The 23,276-nt window shown below is 49.4% G+C and carries 22 protein-coding genes; 13 read left to right on the plus strand and 9 right to left on the minus strand.

Annotated elements, in window-relative coordinates; translation table 11 throughout:
* Positions 1-8 precede the first annotated feature (8 nt).
* On the minus strand, positions 9-1,847 hold the full coding sequence (typA, locus tag CCE91_RS09235) for a translational GTPase TypA (protein ID WP_086434997.1): 1,839 nt from the start codon (positions 1,845-1,847) through the stop codon (positions 9-11).
* A gap of 209 nt (positions 1,848-2,056) precedes the next feature.
* Here typA and CCE91_RS09240 point away from each other — a divergent pair, with 209 nt between their 5' ends.
* The 9 genes from CCE91_RS09240 (at position 2,057) to CCE91_RS09280 (ending at position 11,650) form a co-directional block, all read left to right on the plus strand.
* Complete coding sequence (locus CCE91_RS09240; protein WP_086434998.1) at positions 2,057-2,602, plus strand: GNAT family N-acetyltransferase; 546 nt, start codon at positions 2,057-2,059, stop codon at positions 2,600-2,602.
* A gap of 30 nt (positions 2,603-2,632) precedes the next feature.
* Positions 2,633-3,307, plus strand: coding sequence for a DNA-3-methyladenine glycosylase I (locus tag CCE91_RS09245; RefSeq protein WP_086434999.1), 675 nt, complete (start codon positions 2,633-2,635; stop codon positions 3,305-3,307).
* 377 nt (positions 3,308-3,684) lie between these two features.
* Positions 3,685-5,094 (plus strand): glutamate--ammonia ligase, encoded by a 1,410-nt coding sequence (gene glnA / locus CCE91_RS09250; protein WP_086435000.1) that lies wholly within the window; start codon positions 3,685-3,687, stop codon positions 5,092-5,094.
* A gap of 25 nt (positions 5,095-5,119) precedes the next feature.
* Positions 5,120-5,821: a DUF4124 domain-containing protein gene (locus CCE91_RS09255; RefSeq protein WP_086435001.1), complete on the plus strand. Its 702-nt coding sequence runs from the start codon at positions 5,120-5,122 to the stop codon at positions 5,819-5,821.
* A 66-nt stretch (positions 5,822-5,887) separates the two neighbouring features.
* Complete coding sequence (gene glnL / locus CCE91_RS09260; RefSeq protein WP_327078327.1) at positions 5,888-6,964, plus strand: nitrogen regulation protein NR(II); 1,077 nt, start codon at positions 5,888-5,890, stop codon at positions 6,962-6,964.
* Complete coding sequence (gene ntrC, locus CCE91_RS09265; RefSeq protein WP_086435002.1) at positions 6,957-8,408, plus strand: nitrogen regulation protein NR(I); 1,452 nt, start codon at positions 6,957-6,959, stop codon at positions 8,406-8,408. The genes glnL and ntrC overlap by 8 nt, the downstream gene beginning before the upstream one ends.
* Positions 8,409-8,544: 136 nt before the next feature.
* Positions 8,545-9,222 (plus strand): response regulator transcription factor, encoded by a 678-nt coding sequence (locus tag CCE91_RS09270; RefSeq protein ID WP_086435003.1) that lies wholly within the window; start codon positions 8,545-8,547, stop codon positions 9,220-9,222.
* On the plus strand, positions 9,219-10,601 hold the full coding sequence (locus tag CCE91_RS09275; RefSeq protein ID WP_086435004.1) for a sensor histidine kinase: 1,383 nt from the start codon (positions 9,219-9,221) through the stop codon (positions 10,599-10,601). The genes CCE91_RS09270 and CCE91_RS09275 overlap by 4 nt, the downstream gene beginning before the upstream one ends.
* A 23-nt stretch (positions 10,602-10,624) precedes the next feature.
* Positions 10,625-11,650, plus strand: a complete 1,026-nt coding sequence (locus CCE91_RS09280) for an alpha/beta fold hydrolase (RefSeq protein ID WP_086435005.1) — start codon at positions 10,625-10,627, stop codon at positions 11,648-11,650.
* Positions 11,651-11,671: 21 nt separating this feature from the next.
* Here CCE91_RS09280 and CCE91_RS09285 read toward each other — a convergent pair whose 3' ends face one another.
* Complete coding sequence (locus CCE91_RS09285) at positions 11,672-12,148, minus strand: tRNA (cytidine(34)-2'-O)-methyltransferase (RefSeq protein WP_086435006.1); 477 nt, start codon at positions 12,146-12,148, stop codon at positions 11,672-11,674.
* A gap of 14 nt (positions 12,149-12,162) precedes the next feature.
* On the minus strand, positions 12,163-13,587 hold the full coding sequence (locus CCE91_RS09290; RefSeq protein WP_086435007.1) for a type 2 periplasmic-binding domain-containing protein: 1,425 nt from the start codon (positions 13,585-13,587) through the stop codon (positions 12,163-12,165).
* 171 nt (positions 13,588-13,758) lie between these two features.
* Here CCE91_RS09290 and CCE91_RS09295 point away from each other — a divergent pair, with 171 nt between their 5' ends.
* The gene (locus CCE91_RS09295) at positions 13,759-15,498 is read left to right on the plus strand and encodes a type 1 glutamine amidotransferase family protein (protein WP_086435008.1); all 1,740 of its coding nucleotides are present in this window, start codon (positions 13,759-13,761) and stop codon (positions 15,496-15,498) included.
* A gap of 34 nt (positions 15,499-15,532) precedes the next feature.
* Here the strand turns inward: CCE91_RS09295 and pyrE are convergent, their stop codons facing one another.
* Together pyrE and rph are read right to left on the minus strand one after the other, a co-directional pair.
* Complete coding sequence (pyrE, locus tag CCE91_RS09300; RefSeq protein ID WP_086435009.1) at positions 15,533-16,177, minus strand: orotate phosphoribosyltransferase; 645 nt, start codon at positions 16,175-16,177, stop codon at positions 15,533-15,535.
* A gap of 15 nt (positions 16,178-16,192) precedes the next feature.
* A complete protein-coding gene (gene rph / locus CCE91_RS09305) occupies positions 16,193-16,906 on the minus strand; it encodes a ribonuclease PH (protein WP_086435010.1) in 714 nt (237 codons plus the stop codon).
* A gap of 122 nt (positions 16,907-17,028) precedes the next feature.
* Between rph and CCE91_RS09310 the strand changes: the two genes are divergently transcribed.
* Positions 17,029-17,892: a YicC/YloC family endoribonuclease gene (locus CCE91_RS09310; RefSeq protein WP_086435011.1), complete on the plus strand. Its 864-nt coding sequence runs from the start codon at positions 17,029-17,031 to the stop codon at positions 17,890-17,892.
* 488 nt (positions 17,893-18,380) lie between these two features.
* Entirely contained in the window at positions 18,381-19,937 is a 1,557-nt protein-coding gene (locus CCE91_RS09315; RefSeq protein WP_086435012.1) for a Fic family protein, read from the plus strand.
* A gap of 48 nt (positions 19,938-19,985) precedes the next feature.
* On the opposite strand, the gene CCE91_RS12355 is transcribed toward CCE91_RS09315, so the two are convergent.
* Genes CCE91_RS12355 through CCE91_RS09330 form a run of 3 tightly spaced genes read right to left on the minus strand, consistent with a single transcriptional unit; the run spans position 19,986 to position 21,526 of the window.
* Positions 19,986-20,165, minus strand: coding sequence for a YrhK family protein (locus tag CCE91_RS12355; protein WP_086435013.1), 180 nt, complete (start codon positions 20,163-20,165; stop codon positions 19,986-19,988).
* Between the two features lie 17 nt (positions 20,166-20,182).
* A complete protein-coding gene (locus tag CCE91_RS09325; protein ID WP_086435014.1) occupies positions 20,183-20,635 on the minus strand; it encodes a carboxymuconolactone decarboxylase family protein in 453 nt (150 codons plus the stop codon).
* Positions 20,636-20,683: 48 nt separating this feature from the next.
* Entirely contained in the window at positions 20,684-21,526 is an 843-nt protein-coding gene (locus tag CCE91_RS09330) for an AraC family transcriptional regulator (RefSeq protein WP_234996312.1), read from the minus strand.
* 164 nt (positions 21,527-21,690) lie between these two features.
* Here CCE91_RS09330 and CCE91_RS09335 point away from each other — a divergent pair, with 164 nt between their 5' ends.
* Complete coding sequence (locus tag CCE91_RS09335) at positions 21,691-21,885, plus strand: CPXCG motif-containing cysteine-rich protein (protein ID WP_086435015.1); 195 nt, start codon at positions 21,691-21,693, stop codon at positions 21,883-21,885.
* A 30-nt stretch (positions 21,886-21,915) separates the two neighbouring features.
* Here CCE91_RS09335 and CCE91_RS09340 read toward each other — a convergent pair whose 3' ends face one another.
* Positions 21,916-23,118, minus strand: a complete 1,203-nt coding sequence (locus CCE91_RS09340; RefSeq protein WP_086435016.1) for a serine hydrolase domain-containing protein — start codon at positions 23,116-23,118, stop codon at positions 21,916-21,918.
* Positions 23,119-23,276 lie beyond the last annotated feature (158 nt).

The raw sequence follows: 23,276 nt of genomic DNA on the forward strand, positions 1-23,276 counted from the left end.
AAGCTGGCTTATTTAGTACGGCTGGCTCGCTTACGATCGTTTTCAGTCAGCTGACGCTTACGAATACGAATCGACTTCGGCGTAATTTCTACCAGCTCGTCATCATCAATAAACTCTAACGCTTGCTCAAGCGTCAGGCGTATTGGCGGTGACAAGGTTAAGGCATCATCAGTACCAGAAGCACGTACGTTGGTTAACTGCTTACCTTTCAAACAGTTCACTGTTAAGTCGTTGGTACGGTTGTGCACACCAATAACCTGACCTTCGTATACTTCATCACCATGACCAGTCATTAGCTTGCCACGCTCTTGTAAGTTAAACAGCGCGTAAGTCAGGGCTTTACCGGTTGCGTTTGAAATCAATACGCCGTTGGTACGCTGACCAATTTTACCGCCTTTGTGCGGGCCGTAATGGTCGAAGGTTTTGTACATTAAGCCAGAACCTGAAGTCAGAGTCATGAATTCAGTTTGGAAGCCAATTAAGCCGCGGCTAGGAACGGTAAAGTCGATACGTACGCGACCTTTGCCGTCTGGCGTCATGTTGGTCATTTCGGCTTTACGAATACCAAGTTTTTCCATCACTGAACCCTGGTGTTGCTCTTCAATATCAACAGTCAGGTTTTCAAACGGCTCTAAGGTTTGGCCGTCTTCTTCTTTCAGAATAACTTCCGGGCGTGACACGGCCAGCTCGAAGCCTTCACGACGCATATTTTCAATCAATACGCCCAAGTGCAATTCGCCACGGCCTGATACGCGGAAACGGTCCGGGTTCTCAGTTTCTTCAACGCGCAGTGCTACGTTGTGCTTCAGCTCTTGCTGTAAACGCTCCAGAATCTGGCGCGAGGTAACAAACTTACCTTCTTTACCACAGAACGGCGAGGTGTTTACCTGGAAGGTCATGGTTACTGTAGGTTCATCAACCGTCAGCGCAGGCAGGGCTTCAACAGCACCAGCGGCACACACGGTGTCAGAAATTTTCAGTTCACCTAAACCTGTAACGGCAACAATATCACCGGCACTGGCTTTATCAGTTTCAATACGGTCCAAACCTAAGTAGCCGAATAACTGGCCAACTTTACCGTTACGTGTGGTGCCGTCAGCGCCAACAATAGTAACCTGTTGGTTCAGCTTAATAGAGCCACGCTTAATACGGCCAATACCGATAATGCCTACGTAGCTAGAGTAATCCAGCTGCGAGATTTGCATTTGCAGGGTGCCGTCGCGGTCTGCGTCAGGCGCAGCTACTTTGCTTAGAATAGTTTCGAACAATGGGGTCATGTCGCCCGCGTCGTCCAGTTGCTCGTGATCCAAAGTGGCGTAGCCGTTAATGGCTGAGGCAAACACAATTGGAAAATCCAGCTGCTCGTCAGAAGCGCCTAAGTTGTCGAACAAATCGAAAACCTGGTCTACCACCCAGTCAGGACGTGCGCCCGGACGGTCAATTTTGTTAATAACAACAATTGGCTTCAAACCGTGCGCAAAGGCTTTTTGCGTTACGAAGCGAGTTTGCGGCATTGGGCCGTCAACGGCATCAACCAACAGTAACACTGAGTCAGCCATTGACAGTACACGCTCAACCTCACCACCGAAATCGGCGTGGCCTGGGGTGTCCAGAATGTTGATGCGGTAGTCTTTGTAATTCAGGGCGGTGTTTTTCGCCAAAATGGTAATGCCGCGCTCTTTCTCAATGTCGTTTGAATCCATGATGCGCTCTTGCGCATCACCGCGACTTTCCAGCGTGCCGGATTGCTGCAGCAGTTTATCAACCAAAGTAGTTTTACCATGGTCAACGTGAGCGATAATCGCAATATTGCGAAGTTTAGATAATTCGGTTGCTTGGATAGTCATTCAAAAAGCCTGTATTCATTCCCAGTCTTGCGAGAATTTGCGAGAGAAGAGAGTTGGAGATTGGTTAAAATAGCGGCGTATTCTACTATTTACTGCCGCGATTAGAAAGGGGTAGTGCTAAATAAATAATGGCTGGTCAGTTCTTAAGCAGGTGAGCTGGCTCTGTTTCGAAGGTATACTGTTTAAAAAATAACAAAAAAGAGAACCCCATGTTGCCAGCAATGCCTTATTCCGAACGCCTTTCCTATCGTTTAATGAACGAACACGACGGCGACCTGATGTATGAACTGGATCAAAATCCGGCCGTAATGCGCTACATATCGCCAGGCAGGGTAACCACCCGTGACGACATTACCTCGGTATTTATTCCGCGCATGCTAAGTTATCGCAATGCTGACAAAGGTTGGGGTTTATGGCAGGTGAATACACGCGCAGATGATGCCTTTATCGGATTCATCTTGGTGCGCCCTATGTATTTCTTCTCCAACGAGCGTGACGACAGCAATATAGAACTGGGCTGGCGCTTTAAAGAGAACAGCTGGGGGCATGGCTATGGCAGTGAAGCCGCGCGCCATGTGGCGGACTTTTTAGCGGCTCATGATAAGTCCATTCAGCGCTTTTCAGCCATTGCGCACCCCGACAATACTGGTTCTATTCATATTATGAAAAAGCTGGGTATGACCTTTGTGCGAACCTTCCTGCACCAAGATCCACTGGGTGACACGGAAGTTGTTCACTATGAACAAAAGCTATGACCCTTAGTTATAAAGAACACCAGGTGACCAATGAAATTTGATTATTTCTACGAACGAGCGGTAGCGCGCAGCGGCGGCGAGCAGGCGCTGCAAAAACGCTTACCTGCGGTGGCCAGCAACGCTGAACTGGAAGCGCGTGATGACAGCTTTTATTTGGCAGAGATAACCCGCTGCGTGTTCCGCGCCGGTTTTGTGTGGCGCATTATCGATCATAAATGGCCGGGCTTTGAAGCGGCCTTTAGCGGATTTGTCCCCCTGTACTGGCAGCAAGTACCGCCGGAGCGGCTGGATGACTTAACCGCCGACGCGCGCATTGTGCGCAACATGCAAAAAATAGATACGGTGCCGGTAAACGCCCGCATGGTTGTGGAAATGAGCGAAGAGCATGGCAGTTTCGGACGCTTTTTAAGCCAGTGGCCAGCCAGTGATCAGGCTGGTTTGCTGCTGTGGTTAAAAGCCAATGGCGCCCGCCTTGGTGGTGTTACCGCACAGTACTTTCTGCGGCGCATCGGGTACGACGGCTTTATTTTGTCGGCCGACGTAGTAACGGCGCTGGAGAATCATCATTTAATGGATGCCTCACCCACTAGCAAAAAAGGCCTGCTGCAGGCGCAAAAAGCTTTTAACCACTGGCATGAAGAAACCGGGCTGCCGTACAGCCACCTGTCGCGAATTGTGTCCTGCACGCTCGACGCGGCTGGTTAACCCGAAAGTGGTGACTGAAGAATTTTAAATACCAGCTATACTTACACCTTAACGGCGCAGGGGCTGCCGCGAGCAAAACGCACTATTTTGGTGCGTTTTTGTCGTTAAGGGTGGCTCAAAATGATTTTGTGCGTCATTTTTGTGTAAAATGCACCATAACAGTGCATTTTTACAGTGATTACTGCTATCTTATCAGTGACTGTTCGCCAGTTAGCGTATAACTAACTGAATATATGAGTAAAAATTGTTTTGGCACAGCCATTGCTTACTCATGCGGACTCAAGCTAGTAAGCGAGCAAAGTTTAAGGGGTTGTTGTTGCATTGCTAATGCATACAACAGCAACCTGTAGCAAAGCAGACCGATCGTGGAGGATCACATGTCAGCAAGCAATGTATTGAAAGCCATCGAAGAAAACGAAGTAAAGTTTGTCGATTTACGCTTTACCGATACCAAAGGTAAAGAGCAGCACGTAACTATTCCAGTGTCACAAATTGACGAAGAATTCCTGGAAGGCGGCAAAATGTTCGATGGTTCCTCCATCGGCGGCTGGAAAGGTATTAACGAGTCAGACATGGTGCTGATGCCTGACTGCGACAGCATGGTGTTAGACCCGTTTACCGAAGAAATGACTATGAACATTCGTTGCGACATTTTAGAGCCGGACACCATGCAAGGTTACGACCGTGACCCACGCTCTATTGCCCGTCGCGCTGAAGAGTTCCTGCAAAGTTCAGGTGTAGCGGACAGCGCTGCCTTTGGTCCTGAGCCAGAATTCTTCCTGTTCAACGACGTACGTTTCCACACCGACATGAGCGGCTCGTTCTACAAAATTGAAGCCGAAGAAGCCAAATGGAACTCTGGTAAAGAGTACGCTGACGGTAACTTAGCTCACCGTCCGGGTGTAAAAGGCGGTTACTTCCCGGTACCACCAGTAGATTCTGCGCACGACATTCGCAGCACTATGTGTACCGTAATGGAAGACATGGGCTTAGTAGTTGAAGCGCATCACCACGAAGTAGCAACAGCTGGCCAGAACGAAGTGGCAACCCGCTTCAACACGCTGATGAAAAAAGCTGACGAAATTCAGATCTACAAATATGTCGTTCACAACGTTGCTGATTCATACGGCATGACCGCAACCTTTATGCCGAAACCATTAGTAGGCGATAACGGTTCAGGTATGCACGTACACATGTCACTAAGCAAAGGCGGTGAAAACCTGTTTGCTGGCGACCAGTACGGCGGCTTAAGCGAAATGGCGTTGTTCTACATTGGCGGTATTATTAAGCACGCCCGCGCTATTAACGCCTTTGCTAACCCGGCTACCAACTCATACAAGCGTTTGGTACCAGGCTTCGAAGCACCAGTTATGCTGGCTTACTCAGCGCGTAACCGTTCAGCTTCAATCCGTATTCCGGTGGTTTCTAACCCGAAAGGACGCCGCATTGAAGTGCGCTTCCCGGACCCGGCTGCCAACCCTTACCTGTGTTTCACCGCACTGTTAATGGCCGGCTTAGACGGTATTCGTAACAAGATCCACCCTGGCGACGCTATGGACAAAGACTTGTACGACTTACCAGCGGAAGAAGCGAAAGAAATTCCAACTGTGTGTCACTCACTTGAAATGGCGCTGGAAGCGCTGGACAAAGACCGCGACTTCCTGAAACAAGGCGGCGTAATGAGCGACGACATGATTGATGCGTACATTAAGCTGAAGCACGAAGAAGTGATGAAGCTGAAAATGACCACGCACCCAATTGAGTTTGACCTGTACTACTCAGTGTAAGCTGAGTCTGGTCAGCCGTTGACCCATGCCAGCGTGTAAATCGCCAGCAACTAACCCAACCAGCCGGTGGTGTTTCACCACCTTGCTGGCTGGTACTATGCTGGCGGTGAGCACGCTGTTTTTTTATCCGGCTGTCTTACACGCCGAAGTACAGGCCGAAGCTCAGGCGGCCGAGCAGGAGCAGGCGCAAGCCGATCCGCAAGCTAGCACTGACGCTAACCCCCAAATTTATAAATCCATTGATGCCCAGGGGCGGGTTCGCTACAGCGACCAGCCAAGCTCTGCTGCGGTGCCGGTGGAGGTGGAGCTTACTCCAACCACGACTCGTTTTACGCCGGTAACTGTGCCGCAGCTATCGGAATCAAACGCTGAGCAACCCGACGAATTACTGAATCAGGTAAGCCTGAGCATTATTGAACCTACTGCGGAAGAAGCTGTTCGCGCCAATAATGGTGATGTGAGCTTTCGCTGGAGCGTTGAAGCCCAGCGGCTTAGTAGCAGCTTAGTATTTCAGCTGATTCTGGACGGGAACCTGGTTTACCAGGGCGTTTTACCACAAACCACGCTGCAGAATTTAAACCGTGGTGAACATGAATATCAGATAAAAGCTTTACTGAGTGAACGCATGACCGACGGCAGTAATGTTGAAGATGCTGTAGTGGCCACTACCGAGCCGCAGATATTTTATTTACAACGGCACTCGCGCTTATTCCCAAATGGCAATTGATTGGGTAGAGTACCTATGCACCATTATGGTGCATTTGCTGGTAGCTCGGGTAAAAGGATGCGCGTTATGATGCCATTGCGGCAGCTATGTGATCATTTATTAACGGCCATTGTGGTGCTGGACCGCCAGTTGGTTATTCAATATATGAATTCAGCGGCAGAAACGCTGCTGGACGGCAGCGCCAAGCGCTTGGCCGGCACGCCCTTTTACAGCCACTTCAGCTACCTGAGCCTGGACGAATCCATGCTGATTCACGCGTTGCGACAACAGCAGAGCGTTTCTGACAGTGAAGTGGTGATGGTGTTTCACGACCATCAGCGCATGCTGGTGGAGTTTTCTACCCAGCCGATTCAGTCAAACGACAACGAAGAACTATTACTGCTGGAGCTGCGCCGGGTAGACCAGCTACGCAAAATAAATCAGGAAAACAGCCAGCATCAGCAGCTGTTGGCCGCGCAATCCTTAGTACGCGGGCTGGCGCACGAAATTAAGAATCCGCTGGGTGGTTTGCGTGGTGCTGCGCAGCTACTGGCTAGCGAATTACCCGATACTCAGTTGCGCGAATACACAGATTTAATTATTAGTCAGGCCGATCGGCTGCGCACTTTAGTAGACCGATTATTGGGGCCACACCGCTTTCCTGAGCGCAAGCCGTGCAACCTGCATCAATTGCTGGAACAGGTCATTAAAGTAGTACAGCTGGATGCGCAGGGCGAGCTTAGCGTGAAGCGCGACTACGACCCCAGCCTGCCGGAAATGACGATTGCCGGCGACGCTATTGAACAGGCACTACTAAACATGCTGGCGAATGCCAGTGAAGTGTTAGGTGGTAGCGGTGAGATAACCGTTCGCACCAGAGTGGTGCATCAGCAAACCATTTACGGCAAGCGCTATCGCCAGTGTGCGGTAGTGAGTGTGATTGACCATGGGCCGGGTATTCCGGCAGAGCTGTCAGAAACCTTGTTCTACCCCATGGTAAGTGGTCGCGCTGGTGGTACCGGGCTGGGGCTTTCTATTGCGCAAACGGCGGTGCATCAGCATGCCGGTAAAATTGAAGTGGAAAGCCGGCCGGGCTTTACCGAATTCAGGGTGTTTCTGCCCTACGAAAATAGCCGTGTTGCCGACGAGGTGAAGGATGACTAAAGCCGAGAATCAGCATTTGATTTGGGTGCTCGACGACGACGAATCTATTCGTTGGGTGCTGGAGCGCGCGCTACATAAAGCCGGCTTTCAGGTTACCAGTTTTGCAACCGGCAGCAGTTTGCGCGAAGCGCTGGCTACGGAGCAACCCAGTGTGGTGCTAACCGACGTGCGCATGCCCGGCGAAGACGGCCTGCAGGTACTGGCTAAGCTGCAACAGCAACATGCGCAAATTCCGGTTATCGTGATGACGGCGCACTCCGATCTCGACAGTGCCGTAAGTGCCTTTCAGGGGGGCGCTTTTGAGTACCTGCCCAAACCTTTTGATTTAGATGATGCTATTAAAACCGTATGGCGCGCTATTGAGCAGCGCGAAAAGCACAGTGCACCGGCACCTCAGGTACCGGAAATTGGTTCCGAGTTAGTTGGCGAAGCCCCGGCTATGCAGGACGTGTTCCGGGCTATTGGGCGATTGTCGCACTCCAGTGTTAGCGTTTTAATTACCGGCGCTTCAGGCACGGGTAAAGAACTGGTAGCTCGCGCCTTGCACCAACACAGCCCACGCCAGAACGAGCCTTTTATTGCACTGAATATGGCCGCCATACCGGCCGAATTGATTGAATCCGAATTATTTGGTCACGAAAAAGGCGCGTTTACCGGCGCTGCGCAAAAACGTCAGGGCCGCTTTGAACAAGCCCACGGTGGCACTTTATTTTTGGACGAAATTGGCGATATGCCACTGGCAGTGCAAACCCGGCTGTTACGGGTGTTAGCCGAAGGCCAGTTTTACCCGGTGGGCGGGCATCAGGCCGTGACTGTGGACGTACGCATTATTGCCGCCACCCATCAGCAGTTAGAGCAACGGGTGCAGGAAGGCGCATTCCGGGAAGACTTATTCCACCGCCTGAACGTGATTCGCTTGCAGCTACCAAGCCTGCATGAACGCCGCAGCGACATTCCCAAGCTGGCGCAACACTTTTTACAGCGCGCCGCCAAAGAACTTGGCGGTAAGCCCAAGCACCTGAGCCAACAGGCGCTGCAGTTACTGCAGCAGGCACCCTGGCCGGGCAACGTGCGGCAATTAGAAAACACCTGTCGCTGGCTTACGGTTATGGCGCCGGGTCAGCAAATATCCGTGAGCGATTTGCCGGTAGAGCTGCAAGAACTTAATGACAGCCCCGGCGTTACGAACGACAACGCTGGCGCCGTTAACAGTCACTGGTTGCAAGCCTTTGAGCACTGGTTTGCGCAACAACTGACTAGCGGTCAGCAGGGGCTGTTAGACAGCGCGGTACATCAACTGGAACAGCAAGCTATGCAGCAGGCACTGGACTATTGCAACGGACACAAACAAAACGCCGCGAAGAAACTAGGTTGGGGGCGCAACACCTTAACTCGCAAACTAGCCGAAGCCGAAACCGATGCAAAGGATAAGAAGATCACTTAAAAGAGTGTTACCAATGTAAAGATCGGGTAAATCTTTACATATAGACGCAACTTATCTTTACGTTAGGGTCAAAGCTCCTATAACTCCATAGTTAAACAGTTAAGCTTTTAATAAAAGCTGAGGGCAGAGACTTCAAATGACCAAGATTCTATTAGTTGATGACGACGCTGAACTGAGCAGCATGCTGGATCAGGTGCTGACCAAGGACGGCTATAAAATGACGTGCGCCCTGGATGGCGAAACTGGATTGCAGCTGGCGCTCAACGGTGGTTTTGATTTGATTTTGCTGGACATTATGCTGCCCGGCATTGACGGTTTGCAGCTACTGCAGCGATTACGCCAGCAACACCGTAATACCGCAGTGCTCATGCTAACGGCGCGTGGTGACGACGAAGACCGGGTAACCGGACTGGATTTAGGCGCCGACGATTATTTACCAAAACCTTTTTATCCCAAAGAGCTTCAGGCACGCATAAAAGCGCTGTTGCGCCGTTCATCGAATACCACGGTGAAGTCCGAAACCATGGATTATGCCGGTTGTGTGTTAAATCCAACCTTGAACGAAGTGACTTGTGACGAGCAGGAGCTTACACTTACTCCTACTGAATTCGATATTTTGCGGTGTTTGATGCAGCACGCTGGCGAGCTGGTCAGTAAAGACGAGCTGTCGGTGGCGGCGCTAGGCCGTGCCATGGCACCTTTTGACCGCAGTCTGGACGTACACATTAGCAACATACGCAAGAAGCTACCGGCTTCTCCTGAGCGCATTCAAACTGTACGAGGGAGGGGTTACCGTTTAATTGAGGTCCGATGAAAATTCGACATACCCGCTGGTATAACTCCCTAACTCTGCGGCTGCTGGTTCTGTTCTGGATACTTTTGTTTCTGACTGCCAGCAGCGGTTTTGTCATCGCACTATGGCAAACCAAAGGTGAAACCCCCACACCTTTAGCTCAAGAAATTCGTCGAACCTTAGAACCCTTGTTAAGTGACCCTGCCACTTTCGGCTCGTTGACGCCTGGTCGACTGGTAGCAGGCGACTACCGCGTGGTAGTGCGGCTGGCACCTGAAGGGCAACAACAGTTTTTGGTAGATCCCGGGTTGGCCAGTCGTCACCAGGCCACGTTGCTTAAGCAAATTGATGCGAGCGAGCCACAGCAACGCACGCTGGAAAATTTGTTACTGGTTGGCCCCTTTGAATTGAACGGCTCCCGTTTACTGCTTACGCGCCCGTTATCTGCCGACGAACTGCGCCAGCGGCAAGCGTCTGATCGAGAAACCCGCGAGGCGCGAACTATAGTGCTGGCGGTGGGAAGCGGTTTTATTGCCCTGTTATTAGGTTACTGGCTGGTGCAGCCTATTCATCGGTTAACGCGGGCCACCCGCGAAATTGCTGCAGGTAGCGCGTCCCCCAAACTGCGAAATTTACCCCGGAGAAGTGACGAACTTGGTGAGCTGGCCCGGGCGCTGAAAAAAACCGCACACGATTTAGCCGTGTCGCGTGATGCCCAGCGGCGTTTGTTAAGCGACGTGTCGCACGAGCTACGGTCGCCTCTGGCGCGTATGCAGGTAGCCTTGAGCCTGACTGAAAAAGAGGAACAAGATAATCCGCACTGGAGTCAAATGGAGCGCGACTTAGAGCGGCTGGGCAGTATTATTGAACGCATTTTGTCATTGTCGCGGCTGGAAAATGGTCTGATCAAACTAAACCGCGAGCGCATAATCACTAAAGACATAGCCAAGCGGTTGGTTGCCGACTTGATTTATGCCGATGCCGGCCTTGAGAAACGGCTGGTGCTGGTAGCAGATTCAGAGTGGCCCCACTTACACGCCGACATGGAGTTGCTGCGGTTGGTACTGGAAAACGTGGTGCGTAACGCGCTGCAATACACTAGCGGTAAGGTGGAAATTAGCTGTTCAACGGCGCCTACAGGCTGGTGTGTGATGCTGGTGCGTGACCACGGCCAAGGCGTGACCGACGCACAAATGGAAAAATTATTTGAGCCGTTTTACCGCGGCGATCCGTCGCGGTTGCCTCAGGCTGGCGTTGGCTTAGGTATGGCATTAAGCCGTCGCGCCGCAGGTGTACTTGGCGGCAAGCTAAGTGCGCGGAATCATCCCGATGGTGGCTTGGAAGTGAGTATTCATTTAACCTGTGAAGCAGACAAAGACAACGACAACGACAAAGAATAGCCGCGAAGGATAACCTGCAGACCATGCGCGATAACCCAGTACTGGATGCCGAACTTATACCCGACCCCCAGCGGCCGGCTGATACCAGCCCCGAATGGCCCGCGTTTTTCCGCGATCACGTGCAAACCTTCTGGCACCAACACTGCGAAGAAGTCAGTTTTGTGGGTGAAGACAACCTGCAGCTCAATGCCGTTTTTTGCGTGCCTGCTGAAAGTACTCAGGTAGTAGTGGTTTCCCCCGGTCGCATCGAAGCGGCCATTAAATATCAGGAATTTGTGTGGGAAATGGCCCAGCTAGGCGTTGCTGTGGCTATTTTAGACCACCGTGGCCAGGGCAAGTCGGGCCGCATGACCAACAATCCCAACAAAGGCCACGTGCACAGCTTTGGGCATTACGTGCATGACTTTGGCCTGTTTTGTGATTTGGTAACGGAACGACTTCCCACGCATCGCCAGGTGCTGCTGGGCCACTCCATGGGCGGCGCTATAGCCGCGCTATATATGGCAGAGCATGAACACCAACTACAAGCCGCAGTATTAAGCGCACCCATGCTGTCTATCAGCAGTGGCTGGGTTCCTACCTGGCTGGCTAGAGCTGCAGTAAACTTTGGCAATTGGCTGAATCAGCGCTTGGCGCCGCTTAATCCCTGGTATTTTTTGGGCATGGGTGACTATCAGTCGCCGAGCTTTGAAGAAAATGTACTTACCAGCAGTCGGGCCCGTTACCGCGCCTTTCGCGATGTGTATGAAACCGATCATGAACTAAAATTAGGTGGCCCCACCTTTGGCTGGCTGCGTGAAGCTTTGCTCGCCAGTGAGCAGGCTATTGATTGTGCCGACAAAATCACAGTTCCGGTGCGGGTGCTGCAAGCAGGCGGCGACCGGGTGATAAAACCCGACGGGCAAATACGGTTTGCCAACCGTTTGATTCACCCCGACAGCGACTTAAAAGTGATCGCACACAGTCAACATGAAGTAGTAATGGAGACTGACCGTTATCGTGATCAGCTACTACGCGAGCTTAAACATCAGCTTCAAATTACCGAATAGAATTAGTAGCGGAATTCGCGCTTAGCTACTGGCGTCAATAGAGTTTAGAAAACCCTGTTGGCGCCAGGCTTCGTAGCTAACCAGGGCTACTGTATTGGAAAGGTTAAGCGAACGGTTATTTGGCATCATGGGAACCCGCAGGCGCTTTTCTGGCGGAATCTGCTCCATAACATCAGGTGCCAGCCCGCTGGTTTCAGAGCCGAACAGCAACACATCATCAGGTTGAAACTCTACTTCTGTGTAACCGCGTGTGCCCTTGGTGGTAATAGCATAAATAGGGCGCTGGCCCATGGCTTGCTTAAAGCTGTCGTAATCAGGGTAACGCTCAACTCTGCTTAAATCGTGATAATCCAGCCCCGCCCGGCGCAATTTCTTCTCTTCAAAGTCAAAGCCCAGCGGCTCAATCATGTGCAACATGCAGCCGTTGTTGGCGCACAGCCGAATAATATTGCCAGCATTTGCCGCCATCACCGGATTATAAAGCGCAATATGAAACATGAACTGTCGATACCTTAAGGCTTGGGCATTAAATTAGCTTTGCGTAGTTGCTCGGCGTTGTAAATATCTTTAATTTCGCCGCTTTGCACCAACTGACGCATGGTTGCTTCATAGTGATCACGCAACTGGCGACCCAGCGGCGTGTCCTGAAATACTAACTGTAGTGGCAGGCCGTCGTGCAGTTTCATTTCGGCGTGCGAACTTTCCAGCCACTCGGGAATTCTGCGGCGGTAGTCAATAACCGCAGCCACCCGGCCTAAATCCAGTAACGCAAAGCAATCCAGGCTGCCCGAGGCCGCATAGTACAGCATGCCGTCAGGTAGAAATTCCTCGTAACTGTAACCCTGCGTGTGACAAATGGGCAGCTCTAACTTACCCGCCTGAATGTCTTTAATGGTGTCTTTGCTGTTGGCAATTATGTACACCGGCTGGTCGTAGTCAAAATGGGTTTCGCTAACAATAGTACCTTCGGGCTGCAGATGATCGTAAGCCGCCAGCATGACATCGTAGCGGCGTTCGGCCAGGCTCAAATTAGCGCGGCGAAACGAGCTGGCATTCAGTTCGAGTTCTTCGGCTACCGGACCAAAAATACGCCGCATTAAGTCCCAGTACAAACCACTGCCGTCACCGCTGGTAAGGGTGTCCCAGTTATCTGCAATGAGTCGCAATACAGGTTGTTGTTCTAGCGGAGGAGAGCTGTTGGGCAGGCTTACATTGTTCTGCTCAAGCAATTCCTCAATACGACCAGAGTCATGCATGCTCAGTAGCTTTCGCTCTAGCCTGGGGATTAAATCAGCGTGTTTTTTATTTAAGTAGTGATACGCCAACGCGCGTTCCAGCGGTACCCGGATATAGTGGCGCTGCTGTGCCAAATCGGTTTGCTGAAACTCAAAGTCGGTCATTAGAATGGCTTCAACCCGGTTGTTTTCCAGCAAGGTGGTGAGTTGCTTTATGCTTTCCATAGTGGCAACCGGACGCTGGCGCGGCTGCCGCGCCAGAAAGTCTTCAATAATCTGCACGCCATTCACGTGCGCCACATTCTCTATTTGTTCAAACGCACAAATACCGCAGCGGCGGCGGTCGGCAACCAGTACCACATTAAAAGCGTACAGCGGAAAATCCACCCGGCGTAAATTTGGGTAGGCGTCGTTTATTTCCGGAATACGGGCCAGTTCGCCAGCAATATTGCCTTTGTTGGCTTCTACCAAACTGCGCTGGCGTGGCATGGGCAGGTAATTAAGAGTGAAACCCAACTCGCCGTAAGCCTCTTCCAGCGTGGCCTTTACATAGTTGGGTAAATTACCCGGAGTAGGGTCACGGAAATCAAGCTGATTAGGGTTGCCATTGAAGTACGCAGCAGCAGGGCGCGGCAGCACCGCCCAGCAACAGAGCAGCAACGCCAGCAGTGTTCTTAGTTGAAATGTGCCGAATAAACCCACGGTAAGAACCCGTTAAAACTATAACAATCGGCAATAATAGCACCACCGGCGCGCCAGATCAGTCACGTTTTCTCGAACTTGACAGTCGATTTTATTGTCTACCTGTCAATTCCCGCATGACCCAGTCATAATAAGGGTAACCCTGAGTGTTAAAACGACAGAGGATTCAGCATGCTTTCGAATGTGCGAAGATTAGGTAGTTCTGCTGGTAAGCAAAGCAAGTTCCTGGTGAATGCCTTGTTTGCAGGCTTATGTTTAGGCGGCAGCTTTTATTCCGCAACCGCACTAGCGCAGCCTGAGCAAGAGCCAAGCCAGCAAGGGCCAGATTACCAGCTCATGCTGATTGGCGGTGGCCTGAAAATCTGCTCCAGCATGGACTCCATGAACTGTAATCTGGCCGACTGGTTTGAGCGCGACGAAATGCGCATGGACAGATACATAAATCTGGGTGGGCGCTATCGCGAAGCCGCTTTAGACGACCGCGTATGGCCGGCCCTACGTCGCCCCATGCGAGATCGCGTGAAAGGTGCGCTGGACACAGTATATGAGCGCCTGAATGAGGAAATTATTCCAGAGCGAGTGTTCGTTGAAGAGTTTACCCGCCGGGCCACGCGCCACTTATACAGTGAACTGTCCGACTCTGAATGGAACCGCATTATTGACCATTTGGAAATGCCGGTACCTGAAGGTAAAACTGAGCAAGCTAATATTTCCGATAACCTGAACAAAGCCTCACGTGAAATTGTGAAACGTTTTGTTAGTTTGGCGGCCAGCGTTGATGGAAAGGAAAAGCCTGAGGTTCTAGTAGTTACAGCCGGTGCGCGTGACCCATTGCACGAAGCTGACCTATACCTGTCGTTATTTGAAAATGCCGGTGCTAACCCCACCTGGTTGCCCATAGATGCCGCAGTAGCCGCCGCGCGTCGCGACAATGCCTGTGACAAGCTCGACAGCTACCGGCCAAAAGCACTGGGTAGCTGGGACAGAGCGCGGGTGCATAGCCAGCGCCATAAAACGCAGGTGGAGTTCTGTAAAAACGAAAACGCCGGCCAGGAAATGCTAGCGAAAGCCGACGCCGTATTTATTGCCGGTAGCAACCAGAACCTGGTTCGTAATGCGTTTTTAACCCAGGCGAATCGCCCAACCGCGCTGTTGCAGTCTATTTATGAAGGCTTGCAGGCTAAAACCCTGGTGGTAGGTGCTACCGAAGGCGGTACTGCAGCTATGACAGCACGGCCTATGGTTACCAACGGCACTAGCCGTTCGGCCATGATTGACGGTGCCAACTCGGCCGAGCCACCGCCTTTTAACTGCCATCGCGACAAAACCTGTCCGCAGAACCTGGATCAGAACAGCCTGACTTACCACCCGCTGGGCGGTTTGAGCTTGTTCCCTTATGCCACCTTAGACACCGAGTTTTCAGAGCAGGGCCGGCATGCCCGCATGCTGCGCTTAGCCGCCACCACCAGCATTCCGATGGCTGTTGGCGTGGACGAAAACACAGCCTTGTTGGTGAACGTGCTGAATAACAACTTCCGGGTATTTGGCGAGCGCGGGGTGTTCTTTGGTATTGGCGCACAACAAACCGATGCGGCCGTTGCCTCAGCTTTTCATTACTTGTTAGACGGTAGCCACGGCACCATTAGCGACAGCGACATCAGCAATGTGCAGCTAAGCGACAGCGTGGGTTTAATTACCGCCGAGCCAACCCGAAAGTTTATGGAAGCACGCGGCTCTATTGATGCACTGCGACTGCTGTGTAGCGAGCGCACCCAAATGCGCCTGGTGGAAGACGCCTTTACTATGGTGGTGCAGGTGGACGACAGCAGCACCACCAAGAAAACCGGTGGTGAGTGTCAAATACTGAATGGTCGTATGGGGATAATGTATGACGCCCCAGAGCAATTCTAAGAGCCAGTTCTAGGGCGTATTCTTAGATAACAGGTTAAGCGACGCCGTAATGACTGCGGTAGTCGCTAACCTTACTTACAAACTGGGCAAACTCGTCGTTATTTTCCAGATAAGCAATCACGTCGTTTAAGCCCACAATGCTAATAACTGTGGCATTGTAGTCACGTTCCACTTCCTGAATAGCCGACAACTCGCCGGTGCCTTTTTCCTGACGATCCAGCGCAATTAACACGCCAGCCAGTTCAGCACCATTGGCCTGCACAATTTCCATCGACTCGCGAATAGCAGTGCCGGCCGTAATTACGTCGTCTACCAACATCACTTTGCCTTTCAGCTCTGAGCCAACCAGGTTGCCACCTTCGCCGTGGTCTTTCTTCTCTTTGCGGTTAAAGCAATAAGGCACGTCTTTGCGATGATGATCGAACAAGGCAACAGCTGTTGCCGTGGCAATAGGAATACCTTTGTAGGCCGGGCCGAACAGTAAGTCATAGTTCACGCCGCTGTCTTCTAACGCGGCAGCATAAAAACGACCCAGGCGCGCTAAATCCGAGCCTTTGTTGAACAAACCCGCGTTAAAAAAGTACGGACTAATACGACCAGACTTCAGTGTGAACTCACCGAACTTAAGCACACCACGGCTAATCGCAAACTCAATAAATTCCTTTTGATACGGCTTCATGTTGGTCCTCTACTATTAATTCAATGCAGCTTTTTGCGCATCAACCAGCTCGCGAATCGCATTGCGGGCCAGTACTAACATTTCGTTCATTTCTTCAAAGCTAAAGGCTTCGCCTTCGGCAGTACCCTGCACTTCAATCAGCTTGCCGTCTTCGGTCATCACCACGTTCATGTCGGTTTCAGCTTTCGAGTCTTCCGGATAGTCTAAATCGGCCACCGCGTTGCCCTGGTACATGCCCACAGAAATAGCCGCAACCATGCCTTTTAACGGATTGGTTTTTACCATGCCGTTGCTGCGCATGTAGTTAAGCGCGTCAACCAAAGCCACGCACGCGCCGGTAATAGAGGCAGTACGGGTGCCGCCGTCGGCCTGAATCACGTCACAGTCAATCGTAATGCTGTATTCGCCCAGGGCGTTTAAATCAACACATGAACGCAGTGAGCGGCCAATCAGGCGTTGAATTTCCATAGTACGGCCGCCTTGCTTGCCACGCGCCGCTTCGCGATCAGAACGCGTGTGCGTTGCGCGCGGTAACATACCGTATTCAGCAGTTATCCAGCCCTGGCCCTTACCTTTTAAGAAGCGTGGAACACCTTTTACTACGCTGGCGTTACACAACACCTTGGTGTCGCCGAACTCAATTAATACTGAGCCTTCTGCGTGCAAGGTGTAGTTTCGGGTAATAGTAACCGGGCGAATTTGCTGAGCTGTACGTCCGCTTGGGCGCATGGGCATAACCTCTTTATTTATTACAATGAACTGGTGCTAAATGAACGCAGAATTATAGCAGCTTGCGGTGCTGCTGTCGTAGCCTTAAACTAAGCGCTGCCATTCCGTAAACAGGTTTTCACATGATTCAAAGCATGACAGGGTACGCACGCCACGAGCACAAAGCCGACTGGGGTAGCGCCGTTTGGGAAATTCGCTCCGTAAATCAACGCTATTTAGAAACCTACTTTCGATTGCCAGAGCAGTTTCGCAGCCTTGAAAACATGCTGCGCGAACGCTTCCGCAAGAACCTGCAGCGCGGCAAAGTGGAATGCAAATTAACACTGCATGTAGAACAAGCCACCCAAACCAGCCTGAGCCTGAACGAAGAACTAGCCAAAAGCGTAATCACCAGCGCCAACTGGGTTGCCAATCAGTCTATGAGCGCCCAGCTAAACCCCATGGACGTACTGCGCTGGCCGGGCGTAGTGGAAGCTCAGGAAGACGACAACGACGCCATACAAGCCGATGTGCTTAGCAGCCTGGAAGTGGCCATTAGCGAGTTCATTAGCAATCGCGAAAGCGAAGGTGCCGCCCTACAAAAAATGCTGGAAGAACGCTTAGAAGGCATTACCGAACAAGCCGACTTTGTGAAAGGCCGCATGCCCGAAGTAGTAGCCTGGCAGCGCGAACGCCTGCAAAACCGCTTTGAAGAAGCCAAAATAGAACTAGACCCCCAGCGCGTAGAACAAGAAATGATAATGCTGGCGCAAAAAGTAGACGTAGCCGAAGAACTCGACCGACTGAACGCCCACGTAGTAGAAACCCGCAAAATACTGCGCAAAGGCGGTGCCTGCGGTCGCCGGTTAGACTTTATGATGCAAGAGTTTAACCGTGAGGCGAATACTTTGGCGTCTAAATCAATTAACGCCGACATTACTGCTGCTGCGGTGGATTTGAAAGTGCTGATTGAGCAGATGCGGGAGCAGATTCAGAATATTGAGTGATTTTCTGTACCCTACCTGATATTTTCCTGATGCTTCCAAAGCCCTTTTAAATAAAGGGTTTTGTCTTTCTGAGGCTTCCCTGCCTTTCCGAGACGTTGCAAAATACTGACCGCTACATTCTTTTGAAAACACATGGGTCGGTTTCTTATGCGCTACCTGCGCGAAGTTTGTAGTCAGGTTTCAGCGTTTAACGGTGCTGTTAGCGAGCGATTAACCAAGGTCTAAACATCTTTAACTGGGGGAGGGTCGTCTGAAGGTTGTGGCTACCTTAGATGCATTGATCAGGCATGACTTGCAGTAATTAATACTAGCTAGAATAAAATAAAAACCTGATTTGTAAGTATAACTATTGATTTGTAATCACTAAAGTGATTTTGTAATTGTAATTTCAAAAATGTAATGATTTTTTTATAAAAGAGGTTACTATATACGTATACGTAAGAGTTACCTCAAGATAAGACCTTTTTGGCCAGAAGTAAAGGATCGCTATGAAACCAGCTGGATATGCTTACCTTAATCTGCATTACGATTTGCGGCTACCTAAGCTCGGGGTGGAGGTTTATCAAAACCCAGATGCGGATAGAGAAGAGGTGATCCAATATGGGGCAAGCAAGCGAAAGATACTCCCTGGCCATCTAAAATACGAAGATAACCCATATTCGCAGATGCATACTGCGATAAAGCTTCAAGGTATTAGGCTTCATTTCTTTGCCGCAATTTACAAAAAAATCAATGTAGCGGAGTTTACCGCATTTATTGTAGATAAACCGACAAGTCAATATAACCGTGTTCTCTGGTTTCTTTACGAGTGGTTAACAGGGAAAAGGTTAGATATTCCAGACTTAAAGTCAGCAAATTACATTAAGCTATTCGAGGATGACTTTTACTACGCGTTGCAAGATGGCCAGAAAAACAAGCGAACCCGGGTCATTAACAATGCGCTAGGCACTCCCGATTTTTGCCCTACGATTCGAAAGACTTCTGAAATCAATGAGCTTGACGAGGCTGATGTTTATAAAACTGCATTCGCAAAAATGCAAAGGATTGGAGAGCAGCTTTCAGTTGATGTAATTGGACGTTCGGTGAATTACCTTTATACAAAAGAAACAAAGTCGTCGACGGAAATAGAGAAAGAGAAACCAAATCGACAGCGAATGCAAAGATTCCTAAATGCAATCAAAAATGTCGGCCTGTATGAGTTGAACAAGCAGTCAATCATCAATGTCCAGAATCAAATTGTGGACGAAAAGTTTAAAGCAACGGATTACCGTGAATCCGAAATCTATGTCGGTACCACAATTCAAAGATTTGGGAATCGAGATGAGGATGTGCATTACGTTGGAGCAAAGCAAGAGCACGTCGCGAGTATGATGGATGGACTCTTCAAACTGCACGAAAACTTAATGATCGACGGTTCGGTTCCTCCGCTATTTCACGCGACTTTAATATCTTTCGGTGAGGTTTATATTCACCCATTTGACGATGGGAATGGTCGAATTCATCGCTATTTGATTCACGACGTAATGAAGCATCGTGAACCAGAGCATAAGTTTATTATTCCAATCTCTGCTGCGATTTTAAAAAATCAACGGAAGTACGACCAGGTTCTCGAGACCATCTCAGTACCGATAATGGCAATGTTGGATTATGAATTTGACGATTCAAATAGAATCGTAATCAATAATGATATTGATTATATGTACCGCTTTCCCGACTACACGGAACACGTTAAGTTTGTATATGAAATGATGGATACCGCCATATCGGAGGATTTACTGAAAGAAGTCTGCTTGCTCACTGTGTTTGATTGTTTGAAAAAGTTCATTAATGACAATGCTGATCTGCCAAACAATCAAATCGATATGGTGCTGTCAATTATTATCGAAAATGGTGGCGAAGTTTCAAACCGCAAACGTAAGCGAATAGAAGCTCTATTAGGGGAAGATATTCTTAACCAACTAGAGGAGCTGGCGAGCCACTTAATCAACGATATTAGAGATAAATTTGAAGTTGATGTTGTTGCAATGATGAACGAAGAGAGTTAACTGAATCGTCATCAATTCAATACTCACTTTCTAAATCGCCATATCCGCCTAAGTATTTTTACTACGAATTATATCAATAAACATCAGCGCCGAGCCGAGCATAAATAGCCAAACTCTCAGCGTTGCGTAGTTTGCGAAATTCGGCAGAAATAGCATGCTTCCGAAAAAGAAACACAAGCTGGAAAATAGCGACAATAGCTTGCTTTGAACTTGCTCAGAAATTTTCATGTACGGCACGCCTTTCACTATTCCATTTCAGGTTGAAAGCGAAAGCTCACCGCAATGCGGTTCCAGCTATTTATCTGCAGTATCACGCTTGTTAGCTCAATTAGCGCATTCTCACCAAAAGCTTCAAGCGCTGCTTGGTAAATATCGTCGCTTATCTCGTGTTGGCTAATTAGTGTTAATGCTTCAGTCCAGGCAAGTGCGGCCCGTTCTTCTTTGGTGAAAAAACCGACTTCTTTCCATGCGGGTAAAACATCTAGTCTAGGCTGTAGTTCGCCGTCTGATCTGGCTTCTTCTGAATGCATCTTTTGACAGAAACCACAGTGATTCAACTGCGAAGCGCGCAGTCTGACGAGATGTAATAGTCTGCTATCTAAACCTGCATCAGCTGGCACATTTCCCACTTCGGCTAAGTGCTTTATCAGTCGAGGGTTCATTTTATAGAATGAGGACTGTGAAATTCGCGGTTGCATGTTTGTCTCCAGTTAAATAACTGGCTAAATCTTAAATCCAGGCAGTGCTCACGTATTGGAAATTTGCGACAGCTTACGCTGGCGATATTGCAGCGGCGTTTCCATGGTGTTTTCACGAAAGAAATTAGAGAAGTGAGCTTGATCAAAAAAGCCGCAGTTTAATGCAATGTCACTGATGCTATTTCGGGAAGTAGTTAATTCCCATCGGGCCCGATTTAGTTTGCCAAATTGATTAACCTGGCTTGGCGTAAAGCCGATATATTTGCGGAAATGCCTTTCTAATGTGCGTCTACTGAAGCCATAGTCTGATGCTAGTTCCTGAATCGAAAGCGCATGCGTTAATGCGTTTGCAGCCAGCGCCGACCAATGGTTACGTTCACTGTTGCTGGCTAAAAAAGCTAACCAATTTTGAATCATATCAATACGCTGGTTAACTGATTTTAATGCGGAAAGCTGGTCTAACAGTCGTTTCAGGCTTTCTTTGTGAAGAAGGTTTATTTCCATTAAATCGACTTCTTCATTTTGAATGTTAGCCAGTTGTTCGCCTAGTAAGGCCGCGGCACCTCCGGGTTTAAATCGAACTCCAAAATATTCTTTAGATGTAATCCAGTTACTTAGCGCCACTTCGGAGCTGTGAAAGTATCGGGCGGCAACGCTGCCATTGTGTATGTGGAAGGTGATACTGGTTCCCGCATCGGGGTATAGCTTTTCCGTAACCTGAGGTAAGCCGGTGTCGGAGCAGTGAGCAGCCCATAGGCACTGAACAGCGTTAGAAAAAGCCGGCAAGGGTGGTCTTAGCGTCATATTTAGACGCGAAAAACTGGCAGCAGGAATAATCTGAGGTTTTGAATGCCACATGTGTTGCCCATCATGCATTTTGAAACCAAACAAAATCAGCGCGATTTAAAAATCGATAGTGAATTACGATAACTTAGGACTGCTTGAAACGCGAGTAGTTTAGTCGGCTACTGAGCGCCGCTGCGCTTCTGTTTGCCTGTTACTCAGGTTAGGTTTAACGTATATGCTAGGCCACACCAACCAAAAGGAGCCTCATCATGTCGTTAACCTACGAAGCTGAGTTTTCCTGCCCTTATTGCATGGCTCCTAATGCAGTAGAGGTCGATGCCTCAAACGACGTCGGCCAGGCCCAAATTATAGATTGCCAAATCTGCTGTCAGCCAATTGAGCTTACTGTGCATGAAACTGGTAACGGTGAGTTTGAAGTCGTTGCGCGTACTGATGACGAATGAGACCACCGGTCAAATCACGGAAACTACTCGCTACTCAACGGCCGGCAGAATATATTCTTCCACAAGTCCAAAGGCTTGCTCCATTTCTGGAAATTTCCCGTAGTACTCGCCAGTAAATACAGCAACTAGCTCCAGGTCCGGAAATACCATAATAAATTGGCCGCCATTGCCCCAGGCTTCAATGGAACGAATTGTTTTGCCATTGATGCTTCGGTCTCTCATTCTCCAAAGATAACCAAAGTCTTCGCCCTTAAAATTGCTTGTTGAATGTTTTTTCGTTGATTCTTTTATCCAATTCTTAGAAACCAGTTGAACACCCTGCCATTGCCCTTCATTTAAAAGTAACTGACCAATTTTCGCCATATCGCGAGGCTTCATGTTAAGTCCTCCGCCTGTCATTGCGAGTCCTTGGCTATTGCGTGAATTTGTTATCGGCCACCGTACTTCGTTAATACCCATAGGGCTAAAGAGAAACTTATCGGCAAATTCTGGAATGCGCATTTGTGAGGCACGGGTAATAATATTTCCCAGCGTTACTACGCCGCTAGTTGCGTATGAGAAAGATGTTCCCGGATCCGACACCAAAGGTTGATCCAGGTAAAATTTAATCCAGTCGTCGGTGGGATACATGGCATCTTCATTACCTTTAACACCCGAGGTCATGCTTAACACGTGAGCAATTGAAATGTCGCTTTTTCTTGGATCCCAGTTTTTAATTTCACCCGCATACTCGGGGAAATAAGCAAATACAGGCTCATCTACTGACGGAATATACTGCTTGTCTATTGCAACGCCGACTAAAAGCGAGGTAATGGCTTTGCTGGCTGAACGGGTTGAATGCAATTTATCTTTGTTGAAGTCATTGAAGTAAGCCTCAAACACCAGGGTATTGTTTCGGGCTATTAGCACACTGCTAATTCCGGGGTATGTGTTAGCGACTAATTCATCATACATGTCATCAATTGGGCCGGGATTAATAGTCTGCTCGCCAAGCTCTGACACCTTCCATCCATTCTTAACTTCTTCTGGGTGATAACTTTGCGGAGACTGACTTAAACAGCCTGTTATGGATAAAACACAAAGTGCGATGGTGCAGAGCGAGCGTAGGTTCATGACAAGTTTTTTATTGTTAGTTTTATGAGAGTGACCAAAAATTAGTCGTATTTGACTATAGCAAGGTTTACTTGGGTGAAAAATGTTTAAAAGGGTCAATATTGAGTCTACTCGGCTCATAAGTAATTTCAGATATATCCGTTTTGAGGCGCGATGGGTCTTGTGAGTAAATGACTAGGAACAGCCAGCTTTTCCTTGGTTTTGTAACTTGAGAGGCGTTAAAATCTCTTTGTGTTTTTCAGCTGTTAGGTTCGGGGCAGTGATTTTGCCAAGCGGAC

This window comes from Pseudidiomarina planktonica (genome assembly GCF_900177775.1).
Taxonomy (GTDB): domain Bacteria; phylum Pseudomonadota; class Gammaproteobacteria; order Enterobacterales; family Alteromonadaceae; genus Pseudidiomarina; species Pseudidiomarina planktonica.

What these genes read in the sequence shown, in the direction of transcription:
- pyrE (WP_086435009.1), bottom strand. Translation starts at nt 16,177, where the DNA reads ATGAAGCCGTATCAAAAGGAATTTATTGAGTTTGCGATTAGCCGTGGT.
- glnL (WP_327078327.1), top strand. Translation starts at nt 5,888, where the DNA reads ATGATGCCATTGCGGCAGCTATGTGATCATTTATTAACGGCCATTGTG.
- CCE91_RS09325 (WP_086435014.1), bottom strand. Translation starts at nt 20,635, where the DNA reads ATGCAACCGCGAATTTCACAGTCCTCATTCTATAAAATGAACCCTCGA.
- CCE91_RS09340 (WP_086435016.1), bottom strand. Translation starts at nt 23,118, where the DNA reads ATGAGCCGAGTAGACTCAATATTGACCCTTTTAAACATTTTTCACCCA.
- CCE91_RS09270 (WP_086435003.1), top strand. Translation starts at nt 8,545, where the DNA reads ATGACCAAGATTCTATTAGTTGATGACGACGCTGAACTGAGCAGCATG.
- rph (WP_086435010.1), bottom strand. Translation starts at nt 16,906, where the DNA reads ATGCGCCCAAGCGGACGTACAGCTCAGCAAATTCGCCCGGTTACTATT.
- CCE91_RS09245 (WP_086434999.1), top strand. Translation starts at nt 2,633, where the DNA reads ATGAAATTTGATTATTTCTACGAACGAGCGGTAGCGCGCAGCGGCGGC.
- CCE91_RS09285 (WP_086435006.1), bottom strand. Translation starts at nt 12,148, where the DNA reads ATGTTTCATATTGCGCTTTATAATCCGGTGATGGCGGCAAATGCTGGC.
- glnA (WP_086435000.1), top strand. Translation starts at nt 3,685, where the DNA reads ATGTCAGCAAGCAATGTATTGAAAGCCATCGAAGAAAACGAAGTAAAG.
- CCE91_RS09295 (WP_086435008.1), top strand. Translation starts at nt 13,759, where the DNA reads ATGCTTTCGAATGTGCGAAGATTAGGTAGTTCTGCTGGTAAGCAAAGC.
- CCE91_RS12355 (WP_086435013.1), bottom strand. Translation starts at nt 20,165, where the DNA reads ATGAAAATTTCTGAGCAAGTTCAAAGCAAGCTATTGTCGCTATTTTCC.
- typA (WP_086434997.1), bottom strand. Translation starts at nt 1,847, where the DNA reads ATGACTATCCAAGCAACCGAATTATCTAAACTTCGCAATATTGCGATT.
- CCE91_RS09310 (WP_086435011.1), top strand. Translation starts at nt 17,029, where the DNA reads ATGATTCAAAGCATGACAGGGTACGCACGCCACGAGCACAAAGCCGAC.
- CCE91_RS09335 (WP_086435015.1), top strand. Translation starts at nt 21,691, where the DNA reads ATGTCGTTAACCTACGAAGCTGAGTTTTCCTGCCCTTATTGCATGGCT.
- ntrC (WP_086435002.1), top strand. Translation starts at nt 6,957, where the DNA reads ATGACTAAAGCCGAGAATCAGCATTTGATTTGGGTGCTCGACGACGAC.
- CCE91_RS09255 (WP_086435001.1), top strand. Translation starts at nt 5,120, where the DNA reads ATGCCAGCGTGTAAATCGCCAGCAACTAACCCAACCAGCCGGTGGTGT.
- CCE91_RS09275 (WP_086435004.1), top strand. Translation starts at nt 9,219, where the DNA reads ATGAAAATTCGACATACCCGCTGGTATAACTCCCTAACTCTGCGGCTG.
- CCE91_RS09315 (WP_086435012.1), top strand. Translation starts at nt 18,381, where the DNA reads ATGAAACCAGCTGGATATGCTTACCTTAATCTGCATTACGATTTGCGG.
- CCE91_RS09240 (WP_086434998.1), top strand. Translation starts at nt 2,057, where the DNA reads ATGTTGCCAGCAATGCCTTATTCCGAACGCCTTTCCTATCGTTTAATG.
- CCE91_RS09280 (WP_086435005.1), top strand. Translation starts at nt 10,625, where the DNA reads ATGCGCGATAACCCAGTACTGGATGCCGAACTTATACCCGACCCCCAG.